We start from the raw sequence: 14,288 nt of genomic DNA on the forward strand, positions 1-14,288 counted from the left end.
TCATGGCTCAATGATAAGGGTTGCCTATCACATTCCAGGCAACCCGCTACAATCAAATTGTATCTGTAAATATGCCTTACTTTAGTTGTTATTGATCCGAAGATCTTGTACCTGCTCTTGGATGTCATCCAGCAATTGTTTCTTCGTTTCCCAAAGTGTATTAGAGAGGTTTACAGCATACTCTTCTGGATTTAAGATGCGAAGATATTCTTCCCAAAACTGATCCATCTGTTGTTGATGAAATTGACGGATATCATCCAGTTTTGGTAGTGAGTATACAAGATTTCCCTCTTGAAAAATAGGTGCATGGAGCGGTTCTATTCGATAATTTCGGATTGTTTTCTTCTTAAATGAGTGGACTGGGTGGATTAACAAGAGCGGTTCGGCGGGATTTAGCTCCTCGTTTACTTCCATGATGTAGTCTGCCTGCGCTTTATTTGTTTTTAAATCGATGATTCGGACGATTTTTTTTCGGCCGGGAGTCGATACTTTGATTGGATTGGATGAAATTTTAAGCGTAGGCGTCCACTGTTGTTTTTCCAATCGGGAGACCATCTTATACACACAACCGAGAGATGGCTGATCATGAGCGGTGATGAGCTTGGTTCCAACACCCCAACTGTCGATTCGGGCACCTTGGGCCTTTAAATTTAGAATGGTTTGCTCGTCTAAATCATTAGAGGCCACTATCTTCGTGTTGGTTAATCCAGCTTCGTCTAGCATTATGCGAGCTTGTTTGGAGAGATACGCTAAGTCTCCGCTATCCAATCGAATTCCTTTTAATGTATATCCTTTCTCTCTCAACTCCAGTCCGACTTGAATTGCGTGAGGGACTCCACTCTTCAGGGTGTCATAAGTATCAACTAATAGAACAGCTTGGTCGGGAAATGCATCTGCATAGGCACGAAACGCTTCTAATTCACTAGAGAAATCTTGTACCCAAGCATGAGCGTGTGTACCGCTAGTTGGGATGCCAAACGTTTTCCCTGCCAGTACATTAGAAGTGGCGTTAAAGCCAGAAATATAGGCGGCTCGTGCTCCCCAGACTGCGGCATCTGCTTCTTGAGCGCGACGGGTTCCAAATTCCATCAATGTATCTTGTTCTCCAACGATATGGCGAATACGAGCTGCTTTTGTGGCTACTAACGTTTGAAAGCCCGTAAAGTTTAGTAAAGCCGTCTCGATGAGATGAAGCTCGTTTACATTTCCCTCCAGACGCATGATCGGTTCGTTGGGGAAGATGAGAGAGCCTTCACGAAATGCATACAAGTCTCCTGTAAAGCGAAATTGGCGGAGATATTCTAAAAATGGGGCATTATAGGATGGAGATAAGGATTGTATGTAGGAAAGGTCTTCTTCGGTGAATTGGACATTTTGTAAGTACGTAATAGCCCGCTCTAACCCTGCAAAAACGGCATATCCATTGCCGAAGGGAAGGGTGCGGAAGTAAAGATCAAATGCACGTCTTTTGGTATGGTTTCCGTGTTTCCAATGGGCAAACATCATCGTAATTTGGTACTGATCTGTGTGCAAGGCCGAAGCAAAATTGTGTTTCATGCTGTTCTCGCTCCTCTATATGGCTGTATTTACTATGCTACAATAAGAACATACATAGATAGAAGTGGGGCATATGAATCGAATGAACCAAGTCCAAATAGGGGTTTGTGGGTGGGGAGACCATGTTTTTAGTACGCAAGCGTCAAAAACAAAAAATAAATTAGTGGACTATACAAGTCACTTTCCTATTGTGGAGTTAGATAGTACTTTTCACGCGATTGCGGATGTAGACCGCATAGTGAAATGGGTAGAGCAGACGCCGGAGACGTTTCGCTTTCTAGTAAAGCCATATCGAGAGCTTACGGGCCATGGACGGCCCAGTCATTTTCCTGAGAGGCCATGGGAAGAGATTGTGAAGGCAGTAAAAGAATCTTTTGAACCTATGCGGTTAGCAGGGAAATGTGAATTGATGCTGTTTCAATTTCCTCCTTGGTATGATTGTTCACAAAAGCATGTTCGATATATACGCAAAGTAAAAGAAGCATTTTCTGAATATCGTTTAGCCATCGAGTTTCGCAACCAGAGCTGGTTTAGCGAATCAATGCTTGATCACACCCTGCGGTTCTTAACAGATGAGAAACTGGTTCATGTTGTATGTGATGAACCTCAGGCTGGGATTCACTCTGTTCCGATCGTGGTGGCATCTACTCATCCTACATATAGTGTGGTGAGATTCCACGGACGGAATAAGGTTGGCTGGGATCAGCCGGGAAATCCGAACTGGCGTGACATTCGTTATGCCTACGACTACTCAGATAAAGAGATTTCAGAGTGGGTTCCTCGAATACAAAGTTTAGCAACAAGTAGTCAAGAAGTATATGTATTATTTAATAATAATTCACAAGGACATGCTGTCAAAAGTGCGAGGAAAATGATGAAACAGTTAGGCATTTCCTATGAAGGGCTTGCGCCGAGGCAATTAAGTTTACTGGACTGGATGGAGTAATCACATGGATGATATTTTAATGTGGGGATCATTATTATTAGTTGGTTATGCAGCAGGCACAATTGGAAGTATTGTAGGACTTGGCGGAGGGATTATTATTGTTCCAGCGCTGTTATATTTAGCACATTTTTTTCCACCTTTTCGTATGATTAGTCCGCCGATAGCTGTGGGAACGTCTTTATTTTTAATTGTGATTACTTCCCTCGCTTCGACACTGAGCTTTCACAAACAAAAGCGAATTGATTTTACGAGCGGATGGCTATTTTTTTTCGGATGTGGACCAGGTGCGATGATAGGTGCATACTTATCGCGTTATCTACAATCTAACCTTTTTCTTATGGGTTTTGGTATCTTTATGCTGGTGATCTCTTTTGTTCTCATGATAAAAGACCGAATTGGATGGATGAGATATACAGGGTCTCAGGTTAGAACCCATACGGACTCAGATGGACATACATGGACATACGGATATAATCGATGGCTGGTATTAGGGATGTCCTTTCCCATCGGAATTCTGTCAGGACTTCTCGGGATTGGTGGTGGAGCCTTGATGGTTCCGATCATGCTCATCGTGTTTCGGTTCCCTCCGCATGTAGCTACAGCTACCTCGATGTTTGCTATTTTTTTATCGTCTATTCTGGGTAGTGGTATTCACGCTTTTCACGCACATATTCATTGGATGGCGGTCTTGCTATTAGCACCTGGTGCTTGGCTGGGAGGGAAAACAGGAGCTTGGATTTCATCTCGTCTGGAGAGTAAATACCTGCTACGGGCTTTTGAAACGTTACTAGTGATTATTGCGATAAAGATGATCTATGACGGATTGACCTTGTGAGGAGGACCTTTATATGAGGCATGTAATTCGTCTTTACCATACAAATGATCTACATAGCCATATGGAGGAAATGGAGAGAATTCATAGCTTTGTGGTTCGAAAAAGAGAGGAAGCGGAGCTAAGAGATGAGTCGTTTCTTCTTGTTGATTTGGGCGATCATGCCGATCGGTTTCGTATGGAGACGGAAGGCACTATGGGGATAGCGAATCGTAAGATCCTAGATTATACGGGCTATGATATCGTAACGTTAGGAAATAATGAGTTGTTAACAATTTCGGATATAGATCTGGCTAAGATGTATCATCAGTCTCCTTTTTCAGTGGTTAGTAGTAATGTTCGTCAGAAGGAAGATTTAGGGTTGCCAGTTTGGCTCAGAGCTTGGGAAATTAAAGAAGTAAGAGGAGTTCGCATCGCATTTTTAGGGGCTACTATACCATACCCATTGGTTTATGAGTTGTTAGGTTGGGATGTAGAAGATCCGATGGTTTGTATAGCAAGGGATGTAGCGTTATTACGTTCGCAGGTAGATGTTATTGTCGTTCTCTCCCATTTGGGTATTTTTTGGGATCGTAAGATGGCAACGATGATTCCTGATGTGGACATTATTATAGGGGCTCATACACATCATCTGTTAGCAGAGCCAGAACGTATCGGTACTACGATGATTGTAGCGGCAGGGAAGTTTGGAGAGTACGTTGGTGAAGTGCAGATGATAGTGGATTCAGGTACAAACGCTAATCTTTGCTTCGATGCTTGCGTTCATAGGATGAAACTAGAAGAGCCTTCTGCTGAGATGGCTCATTTTATCCACGGTTTACGAATAGAGTCGAAACGTTTTATGACGAGACCGATTGCACAGTTAAAGGAAACCCTTCCCATCTCGTGGAATAAAGAATCCATATTTGCTAATTTGCTTGCCGATGAGCTTCGGACATGGACTGACGCCCCGATTTCTCTGGTCAATAGCGGGGTATTATTAGGGCCTCTAGTTGAAGGGATCGTTACTTGGGAAAAATTACATAAACTCTGTCCCCATCCGATTAATCCGGTACTAGTCGAGATTTCAGGAAGGGCAATTCGAGAGGCATTGGAGCAATCCATGGAACCTTCTTATCAAAATAAAAAAATCCGGGGCTATGGATTTCGTGGGAAGATACTGGGTTCATTAGCGATATCGGGAATGCAGGTGGTAATGACTCGTACTGTTAGCGGGAAGCATGGTATACAAGCCATCTATGTAGGGAATGAACCGTTAGAAGATGAGTATCGATATCAGTTAGCGACGATCGACATGTTTACTTTTGGTTCTGGATATGTCACCTTAAAGGAGAGTGATTTGCTGAGGTACTATGTGCCCGAGTTCTTACGGGATCTCTTGAAGGATGCAATTCAAGATTCCTCCAAGATTGAGAAAGCAAAAGAGAAGCGTTGGCTTTCGAATGCTTCGTATGAAACAGATTGTGGGACACTCACAGACATGAGCTAAATAGGATGATTTTGATGAAAAGGAGGACTCCTCTTGAGTTTCGTAAATGATATTTATGAACTTTATCGTGATCAACTTTGTGATGATGAAGACGATGTGATTACCATCGTCCTAAATCTGTTGGAAGACCAATCACGTGAAAATATGATTCAACTGATTCAAAATATGGGCGATGAAGAAGTAAATCAGATGATGGGAATTTATCTGGTTGAGATGTTAAAAATGAAGATGGTACAAGATGGAAAAATTTCTCCGTACAAGCCTGCCCCCGTTATTCCAACACGTATTCATTAACTTTTATAGAGAACTTTTATTCATCGGCACTCTTTGGGCTGGATCGACATATAAATAAGATATAGATCCGAAATGGGGTGTTTGATTTGATTCAAATGAAGCCAATACATATTGGTGAATCAGTCGCGATGGGCATAGAAGTGAAATTACCCAAAACCACCCTTCTGGTCATTACCACAGAAAAAGGGTATATCATGTGCGGCGCGTTGGATGTAGGCTTATTAAATGAGAGGTTAAGTGATCGTCAAATCATCGCAGCTAGGGCAGTGGGTGTAAAGACATTAGAGGAATTGCTGAGTGCACCTCTTGAGTCTGTGACTCACACGGCTGAAGATTACGGAATCATTGCTGGGATGGCGGGAGAAGAAGCCCTTATCCGAATGATGTAAACGAAATAAATTGATGCAGGCATATAGAAAAGAGCCTTTTTGAACTGCATGAGTGTGTGTCGTTCAAAAAAGCTCTTTTTTGGTTGTGTTAATGTACAGTTACTCTAACAACTTCTTTAACTCCAGAGACTCTTTATGGGGTAGTAGACCGTATTTTGTATCAAGTGTCACTTCTGCTTCCCAGTTCTCATTAAACCAAATGTAATATTTCTTCTCTTTAGGTATGTCGTCGCTTTTCTTTTTGGAAAACCAAAGCTGGACATTTTCAGGTTTGGTTCTTGCTGGTGTGGAGGATTTCCAGTTAATCAAACCAATGTATTGATTGATACGATCGATTTTTTCCTTGTCTGAGATCTGTTTTTTCTCACTCAAGGTGTTGTTCGCTTGTTTTTCTTGATAAATAACTAGCTCATTTGTGCTATTGCAACCCATGATGATGAAGTATAAAGACATCGCAAGGGATAGAAAGAGCAACCTTTTTTTCAATGTAATCCCACCTCTATGTACAATTGATAGTATAATTTCCCACAAGCTTCGTTCATATACAATTAAATTGTATTACTATTCATAATTTAGTTTTAATTTGTTTTTATCCCTATAAAAGTCAAGGAAAAAGAGTCATTGTATTTCAGGGTCTTTTTAGCATAAATACCAACGGATTTTCATTATTTATTCTATCCTTTTCAATGAAGCTCTGACCGACTCCGTATAAATAAAAAGAAAATTGTATTTTTTAAAAATATTAGAAGGATAAAATCCTTTAAGCATCGAATATTTAGATTACAAAAAATTAAGGGGTGATTCATTTGTACAAGCGTTCACTTTCGGTTGTAGCTGCTCTGGCATTGGGAGTTTCTATGGTGTTTTCCAATTCAATAGGAACCAAAGCTTCAGAAAACAAAGGCAGTTCTGAAATTATTGTCAAGTTCAAATCAGGAACTTCATTAGCTCAAAGTTCCTCTCTCCATGCGAAAGCAGACAGCCAAGTGATCAAAACAAATAGCACACTTGGTTTTCAAGTAGTGAAGGTTCCAGCTGAGAAGTCTGTTAAGCAAGTGATTCAAGATTACCAGAAGAATTCAGATGTATTGTATGTTGAGCCTAACCATGTATATCGTGCTACGTTGGTTCCTAATGATACTGATTATGCAAAACAGTATGCTCTGCAAAAGGTAGAGGCCGAAAAAGCTTGGGATATTACAAAAGGCTCTGGTCAAGTCAAGATCGCGATTTTGGATACGGGTGTAGATTATAACCACCCGGATTTGAAAGGGAAAGTAGAGAAAGGACGTGACTTTATCGACAATGATGATGATCCCATGGATGAAAATAAACATGGCACTCATTGTGCAGGAGTAGCTGCTGCTACAACGAACAATGGGGTTGGGATTGCTGGAATGGCACCAAATGTCAAAATTTTAGCTGAGAGAGTCTTAGATGCAAAGGGAAATGGAACTGCAGATGGAGTGGCAAGCGGAATTACGCATGCGGCTGATCTAGGTGCTCATGTGATAAGTCTAAGTCTAGGTAGTCCAGATGAATCGAAAGCCTTAAAAGATGCTGTCGATTATGCAGTAAGTAAGGGATCTATCGTAGTGGCTGCAGCGGGAAATGATAACTCATCTACTCCAAACTATCCAGCTTACTATGAAAATGTCATTGCGGTAGCAGCAACGGATCAAAATGATCGTAAAGCCGACTTTTCTAACTATGGGGAGTGGGTGGATGTGGCAGCGCCTGGAGTAGATATTTACTCAACCGTTCTTGATTCTGGCTATGAATCTATTTCCGGAACATCCATGGCAACCCCGCTAGTATCAGGGGTTGCAGGTCTTCTCGCTTCTCAGGGTAAAAAGGCAAATGAAATTCGTGCTTCTCTAGAAGAAACCGCAGATCCAATCCAAGGAACGGGTGACAGTTGGATTCACGGTAGGATCAATGCATATAAGGCTATGAGTCGATGAATGAAAGATGATCGTTTCAAGATTTGACTATCAGACTAGGTGATAGCTTTGGTTTGCAATTTGGTTGCACTTTCCCTTTTTCCCGGTAGTAAGCTCGATAAAGTTTTGTTATGTAAATCTGCAAAACCCTTGAAAACAAAGGAAAAAGCACCCTCATTATGAGAGTGCTTTTTCTTATAGTCCGAATTAACGAACGTTCAAACGATGAACGTTAGCGGATTGTGGACCACGGTCTCCCTCAACGATGTCGAACTCAACTGGCTCGCCTTCTTCGAGAGTTTTGAAACCTTCGGTTTGGATTGCGCTATAGTGTACGAATACATCGCCACCGTCTTCGCGCTCAAGGAAACCATAACCTTTATCAGCGTTAAACCATTTTACTTTACCCTTCATGCTTGGGGCCTCCTTATTCATTAAAAAGCGGACAAACAGTCAAGCGTTTAAACCTATTGATGAACCTATTGTTTCAACGTACAAGAGGCCACACAAGGTGAAACTTGAATCCCAACCACTTTTTAACGTAATACACGTATCCTACCATACAACGGGGAAAATAACAACAAAGCAGAAAAAGAAAAATATGATTTAAAACAAATGCTGATACGGTTGTAAATCGATCTGTTTTTTTTGTAAGGTTTCTTTTAGCCACTTGTGATCCCTTTTCGGGGTGGCTAGTATATACCCACGGATGATGTATTCTTCTTTTAATTCTTCTGCTTTCTCGGCCAGAGCAATCTCACCTATTTTGCCAGCAATTTTTTGTTTCGCTACATCGCGGAACAATTCCGGCACAGGTGCAACTAGATCTCGAAGAAGGGCTTTTTTCTCGTCTGTCCAGAGATGTATTGTTTCGTTGATATAGTGCTCCTGCCAATCGAGCTCAGAACGGCCATCTTGTTTTGGTAATCGTTTTAGAAATTTACGAAACATAAAATATCCACCGATACACATAACCCCAAAAAGCGCTATCCAAAACAAGGTGTAGCCCCATTGAAGCCAGAGGGGTCTTATCATGAATCTCACCTCTATTTAATAAGACGATTTCTCATCATATCATTTTTCGGTATTCTGGCTTCATTATATAGGGGATGGTGACAAAAAAACAACAAGTGTCTTCGTGAATGAGTTGTGTTTAGGTCACTTCTTAAAGGGGTTGTAATGAGATTATCGGTTACGTTGAACTAAAATTTAAGACTCCTATTGACAGCGGGCTATCTCCTACAGAGATGGTTGATATGATGGCATGGGTGTCTCCATCTATTACAGAGACTGTATTGTTATCAACACCACCGTTTGTTACATAGATTCGATTTATGTTAGGATTTACAGCCACTGAAGATGGGCGATTTCCCACTGCAATCGTTGCGATGACAACATTTAAATTGCCGTTTATTACGGAGACGTTATCACTTAGACTATTCGCTACATAGATGCAATTTGTACGTGTGTTTACAGCCACTCCTACGATTCCTTGTATATAGAACGACGATCCTACGGTAGTGGTTGCAGTTATCGTGTGGGTCATTCCATCTATTACGGAGACAGTTCTATCGCCTTGGTTTAATACATAAATTGAATTTGTTTTCGGATTTACTGCTGAGGATGTAGGAAAAGCTCCCGTAGGAATCACAGTGAGTACAGTATTGGTTCCTCCGTGTATAACAGAGACGTTATTATCGCCACTGTTAGAAGCATAGATCCGATTTGTAATGGGATTAACGCTTACTCCTGATGCGATACTCCCTACTGGAATAGTTGCCAATATGGTATTTGTAATTTCATCTATTACAAGAACTTGATCACTAATGTCAAAGGGGGGACGGGTTACATAGATACGGCTCCAAGAAGGATTTACTGCAAGTGCTCCGATTACGGCTGCTGAAAAAGTATTGGTTATCGTATTAGTGTTCCCATCTACTACAGAGACTGTCACGCCATCATTGGGTATATAAATTTGTTTTGTAACAGGGTTTATCCCCAGTGCCCTTGGACCACCCGCTATTGTAATGGTCGTAGAAATGGTATTCGTGGATCCGTCTATAACAGAGACATTATTACTATCTACATTGACTACATATATACTTGATATATTTACGGGTCCTGTCGGTCCTGTAATCCCTGTTGAGCCTATCGTTCCATTGAATCCCGTAGGTCCGGTGCTTCCCGTAGCTCCCGTGGGGGCGTTCTCACCCGTAGGCCCCGTTGTCCCTGTGATCCCATCAGGCCCGATCTCCCCTGTGTCCCCATTAACTCCTGTCGATCCTGATGCTCCTGTCGGTCCAGTTTCTCCCGCAGGCCCGGTGGCACCGGTGGAAGAAGAGGAACCTGGTGATCCAGAGGGGCCCTGAGGACCTGATCCTCCCATCATCCCTGTTGTCCCTGTTTCCCCCGTGAAGGAAGCTGAGCCCGGTAATCCAGAGGGTCCTTCTGGCCCTATACTTCCTGTTGATCCTGTGTCTCCTCTAGCACCCGTGGAAGAAGAGAAACCTGGAGTACCTTGTGGTCCCGTACTTCCCGTAGCTCCAGTACTACCTGTAAAACCAGATAGACCATCAGGCCCAGTCATCCCTGTGGGTCCAATCGATCCTACTATTCCGCTAATACCTGGTGGTCCAGTAAAGCCTGTGTCCCCATTAGCTCCTGTGTCTCCCGTAGGCCCCATAAAACCAGATAGACCATCAGACCCAGTGATTCCCTCAGGCCCTGCATTTCCAACAAAACCTGAAGGACCTTGAGGTCCTGTCGATCCTGTAGGCCCTGTCGTTCCCGTCGTTCCTGTTGGAGCTTCTATTCGTACCCTTGCTGAACCTGGTGTGACTTCGATATATAATGTATCGGATACAAAGTTTGCATGATCTCCGACAAACATTGGAGCAATGCCGCTAGTCCCAGAATTACCTAATATTCCGAATAGAAAATCGCCTGTTGTAAATGCACCGGAGGCTCCGATTGGCCCGGTGGGTCCTTGAGGTCCTTGTGGTCCTTGAGTTCCCTGTCCTGTAAGATCACTTGCACCTAAAACCGCCTCTAATTTCTCTTTTAAAATCCATTCTTTCTTTGCTATTGCACGTACGGTATCCTGAACACTACTGTTTATTAAAAGCAAATCGCTAATAGTAGCAAGTTGGGGAGCAGAGATTCCTGGCAATGTTCCTAGGATGTATTGTATTTTTTCTCCTTCTGCATTAATAATATGACTCAGACCTAACTCTTCTAGGGCAATGGAGGATAACAAAAGATTGATTGCATCTTCCCGGTTAATGGAAATAGTAGAGGTTATGTTAGGGATATTGGCTTGGGACATATTCACACCTCACTGACATTCGCCTATGTTTTTCAGGTTATATTATGCAAAATATTGAATGGTGTGATGGTACTTTTTATATGCGTATAGTTGCTCAATCAAAAGTTCATCCCTAATCGATGAGCTTTTGATTGAGGCTCTTCCTGTATTGGTTCTTAATTACTTGGGTTGGATCATGTGGTTAGAGAATTATATACTGCCACAGAGGTTGGTAGAATTCCTACTGAGATAGTAGTGATAATCATATTTGTATTCCCATCAATGACAGAGACGGTATTACTATTTAAATTGGCTATATAGACTTGATTGGCAAAAGGGTCCACACCTACTCCGTTTGGGTTCTCACCTACTGTAATCGTTGCAAGTACCGTATCTAGATTTCCGTTGATGACGGAGACTGTGTTATCGGTATTATTGACTACATAAATACAATTGGTATGGGTATTAACGCCTATACCGTTTGCGCCGTTTGTATAAGCTTGATTTCCTATCGTAATGTTTGTAATGACTGTATCGGTTTCTCCGTCTATGACAGAAAGGGTCTTATCATTTGTATTTACTACATAAATCCGGTTTGTATTAGGATTTACCCCGGAATATATGGGTGCATTTCCTACTGTAATGCTGGCAACTATTGAATTTGTTTTTCCATCTATCACCACAACCGAATTCTCGAAATTAGCAGGGAGATATGTGCGACTTGTGATCGAATTTACCGCTACTCCCAGCAGGGAATCCTGCAATGAAATGGTGGCTAATACTGTATTAGAAATTCCATCAATTACGAAGACTTGACTCGTTCCTAAAACTATTTCACCAACTGCATAGATCTGATTTCGGGCAGAGTTTACTCCTATCGCTAGTAAAGGATTTCCTGGATCTGTTGGAACAATTGTAGAAATCGTATGTGTTTCTCCGTCTAGGACAGAGACATTCCCATCATTCCCGGCTATATAGATGCGATTTGTGACAGAATTAACCCCGACGGAAAGTGGCTCATTTACCGGAATGATTGAAGATACTGTATGAGTATTTCCATCAATGACAGAGACTGTATTATCAAAAGAATTGGTTACATAGATGGTTGCTGTATTGACGATGGCCCCGGTCGGCCCAGTGGATCCTGTAGTACCTATATCCCCTGTGGGTCCTGTCGGTCCGGTTGCCCCAGTAGAAGAAGCGGGTCCTGTCGGCCCAGTGGGTCCCTGCGGCCCAGTAGATCCTGTATCCCCCGTGGGTCCTGTGCTTCCTGTACTCCCAGCCAATCCGGTCGGTCCTATGCTCCCCGCAGGTCCTGTGTTCCCTGTAGCACCTGTGGAAGAAGCAGAGCCGGGAGGTCCAGGAGGTCCTTGCGGTCCTGTACTTCCGGTCGGTCCTGTGCTCCCTGTAGCACCTGTAGAAGAAGCAGAGCCGGGAGGTCCTGTCGGTCCTTGAGGCCCCGTACTCCCTGTGGGGCCAGTCTCTCCCGTAGTGCCCGTGGAAGAAGCAGGTCCAGGAGGTCCAGTAGCGCCTTGAGGTCCAGTGTCCCCTGTCGGCCCGGTAACTCCATTTATACCCGTAGGCCCTGTAACGCCCGAGGCTCCCGTGATTCCGGTCATTCCAATTAGTCCTGTCGGCCCAGTAGTCCCGGTGGGTCCCGCAGACCCTGTTATCCCAGTTAGACCAGTCGGTCCAGTGTTCCCTGTGGGTCCTGTAATCCCACTTGGTCCAGTAGCGCCTTGAGGTCCAGTAGCTCCGGTGGGTCCCACAGGTCCGGTCGGTCCTAGTCCCCCTAAGCTACTAGTGGGTACTTCTAGTCTCACTCTTGCTGAACCGGGCGTGACTTCGATGTATAACGTATCTGATACAAAGTTTACATTATCTCCATAAAGCATTGGAGCAATTCCACTAGTCCCGGAGTTTCCTAAAGCCTGAAATAGAATACCGCCTGTCGCAAATGATCCAGTGGCTCCTACTGGACCAATAGGTCCTTGGGGTCCTTGAGTACCTTGAGTACCTTGGGATCCCAGTCCTGTAGTTTCACTCGCGCCTAAAACCGTCTCTAATTTCTCTTTTAAAATCCATTCTTTCTTTGCAATTTCACGTACGGTATCCCGAACACTACTATTGATCAAAAGCAAATCACTAATAGTGGCAGGTTGGGGAGCAGAGATTCCTGGTAATGTTCCTAGGACATACTGCAGTTTTTCCCCTTCCGCATTGATAATATGGCTTAGACCTAGCTCTTCTAGTGCAATAGAGGATAATAAAAGGTTGATTGCATCTCCTCGATTAATGGAAATTGTAGGGGTAATATTAGGGATATTTGCTTGGGACATATTCACACCTCACTGACGTTTGCCTACGTTTAGGTTTATAGTATTCAAAATGATGGATACTGTGATTTTTATCAAAGCAAAAAGCCCATTCCTCCTTGATGAGCTTTTTGTTAGAAATATTTAGTTAAGATCAACTTATACTTACTCCCACTGATGTTGGCGCAGACCCTACAGTAATAGTAGTGATGATCATATGAGAGTTTCCATCCAGTACAGATACATTGTCATCTACATTATTAACTGCAAAGATCTGATTAGCAATGAGGTCTACGCTCATGCCGATTGGGTTGTTGCCTACGGGAATGGTAGTAACGACAGTATGAGTGTTTCCACTTATGACAGATACGTTATTATCAAGCCCGTTGGCTATATAGATACAGTTTGTGTGCGAGTTTACTCCTATCCCTGTTGCGCTGTCTAAAAATAGCATACTTCCTACAGGAATAGTGGCCAGTATTGTGTGGGAATGGCCATCTATTGTAGAGATTGTATCGTCGAGTGTGTTGAGAACATAGATACAGTTGGAGAGTGGGTTTACCCCCATGTGCGTAGGGCTGTTTCCCACAGGAATCACGGTGGATACAGTAAAGGTCATTCCATCGATGACAGAAACTGTATTATCTACGGCATTCGCTACATAGATCTGGTTCGTTACAGAATTTACACACACTCCTTCAGGGCTTGTGCCTACTGAAACTCTGACAAATACGCTATTAGTAACACCATCCATTACATAGAGATTGTTTTTGGTTTGGGTAATTCCGTAGATCCGATTTCTTGCAGAGTCAACGCTCAGTACGGATATATCTACTCCTACTGTAAATGTGGAAACGACGGTATGAGTATTTCCATCAATGACAGAGACGGTACTATCATCAAAATTGGCTACATAGATCCGATTAGTGGTGGTGTTTACTGCTATTCCTTTGGGGTTCGTGCCTACTGGCACGGTTGAGACAATCATATGTGTCATTCTGTCAATGATGGAGACATTATTGCTACCTGAATTGCTAACATATATGGTTGATATAGGTGAATCTGATGGCCCTGTCGGTCCGGTTGCCCCCGTGGCAGTGGCAGATCCAGCTGGTCCAACTGGTCCTTGAGGCCCTGTATCCCCTGTGTTTCCGGGAGAGCCAGCCGGCCCTTGAGGCCCCGTATCTCCTGTGTTTCCGGGAGAGCCAGCCGGCCCTTG

The 14,288-nt window shown here is 43.1% G+C and carries 13 protein-coding genes; 6 read left to right on the plus strand and 7 right to left on the minus strand.

The window, feature by feature from the left end; translation table 11 throughout:
* Positions 1–81 precede the first annotated feature (81 nt).
* Positions 82–1,557: a nicotinate phosphoribosyltransferase gene (locus BT147_RS07710; RefSeq protein WP_072333182.1), complete on the minus strand. Its 1,476-nt coding sequence runs from the start codon at positions 1,555–1,557 to the stop codon at positions 82–84.
* Between the two features lie 73 nt (positions 1,558–1,630).
* Here BT147_RS07710 and BT147_RS07715 point away from each other — a divergent pair, with 73 nt between their 5' ends.
* From BT147_RS07715 to BT147_RS07735, 5 genes are all read left to right on the plus strand, one after another.
* Positions 1,631–2,503 (plus strand): DUF72 domain-containing protein, encoded by an 873-nt coding sequence (locus tag BT147_RS07715; RefSeq protein ID WP_083426455.1) that lies wholly within the window; start codon positions 1,631–1,633, stop codon positions 2,501–2,503.
* Between the two features lie 4 nt (positions 2,504–2,507).
* On the plus strand, positions 2,508–3,338 hold the full coding sequence (locus BT147_RS07720) for a sulfite exporter TauE/SafE family protein (protein ID WP_072333185.1): 831 nt from the start codon (positions 2,508–2,510) through the stop codon (positions 3,336–3,338).
* A gap of 13 nt (positions 3,339–3,351) precedes the next feature.
* On the plus strand, positions 3,352–4,824 hold the full coding sequence (locus tag BT147_RS07725; protein WP_072333188.1) for a bifunctional metallophosphatase/5'-nucleotidase: 1,473 nt from the start codon (positions 3,352–3,354) through the stop codon (positions 4,822–4,824).
* 33 nt (positions 4,825–4,857) lie between these two features.
* On the plus strand, positions 4,858–5,118 hold the full coding sequence (locus BT147_RS07730) for a DUF6154 family protein (protein ID WP_072333191.1): 261 nt from the start codon (positions 4,858–4,860) through the stop codon (positions 5,116–5,118).
* Between the two features lie 95 nt (positions 5,119–5,213).
* Entirely contained in the window at positions 5,214–5,507 is a 294-nt protein-coding gene (locus tag BT147_RS07735; protein ID WP_502688560.1) for a YunC family protein, read from the plus strand.
* A gap of 99 nt (positions 5,508–5,606) precedes the next feature.
* Here BT147_RS07735 and BT147_RS07740 read toward each other — a convergent pair whose 3' ends face one another.
* A complete protein-coding gene (locus tag BT147_RS07740) occupies positions 5,607–5,993 on the minus strand; it encodes a hypothetical protein (RefSeq protein ID WP_072333198.1) in 387 nt (128 codons plus the stop codon).
* Between the two features lie 371 nt (positions 5,994–6,364).
* Between BT147_RS07740 and BT147_RS07745 the strand changes: the two genes are divergently transcribed.
* Positions 6,365–7,471 carry a S8 family peptidase gene (locus tag BT147_RS07745; RefSeq protein ID WP_072333415.1) on the plus strand — a complete coding sequence of 369 codons (1,107 nt, stop codon included), beginning with the start codon at positions 6,365–6,367 and terminating at the stop codon, positions 7,469–7,471.
* Positions 7,472–7,657: 186 nt separating this feature from the next.
* On the opposite strand, the gene BT147_RS07750 is transcribed toward BT147_RS07745, so the two are convergent.
* From BT147_RS07750 to BT147_RS07770, 5 genes are all read right to left on the minus strand, one after another.
* On the minus strand, positions 7,658–7,864 hold the full coding sequence (locus BT147_RS07750; RefSeq protein ID WP_072333201.1) for a cold shock domain-containing protein: 207 nt from the start codon (positions 7,862–7,864) through the stop codon (positions 7,658–7,660).
* A 192-nt stretch (positions 7,865–8,056) separates the two neighbouring features.
* Entirely contained in the window at positions 8,057–8,485 is a 429-nt protein-coding gene (locus tag BT147_RS07755) for a DUF2621 family protein (RefSeq protein ID WP_072333204.1), read from the minus strand.
* 157 nt (positions 8,486–8,642) lie between these two features.
* Positions 8,643–10,775 carry an alpha-helical endospore appendage domain-containing protein gene (locus tag BT147_RS07760; RefSeq protein ID WP_072333207.1) on the minus strand — a complete coding sequence of 711 codons (2,133 nt, stop codon included), beginning with the start codon at positions 10,773–10,775 and terminating at the stop codon, positions 8,643–8,645.
* A 173-nt stretch (positions 10,776–10,948) separates the two neighbouring features.
* Positions 10,949–13,093, minus strand: a complete 2,145-nt coding sequence (locus BT147_RS15985) for an alpha-helical endospore appendage domain-containing protein (RefSeq protein ID WP_072333210.1) — start codon at positions 13,091–13,093, stop codon at positions 10,949–10,951.
* 130 nt (positions 13,094–13,223) lie between these two features.
* The coding region (locus BT147_RS07770; protein WP_072333212.1) for a YVTN family beta-propeller repeat protein at positions 13,224–14,288 on the minus strand (1,065 nt) is incomplete at its 5' end.

Origin of the sequence: Thermoactinomyces sp. DSM 45891, assembly GCF_900119485.1 — a bacterium.
Lineage (GTDB): Bacteria > Bacillota > Bacilli > Thermoactinomycetales > Thermoactinomycetaceae > Baia.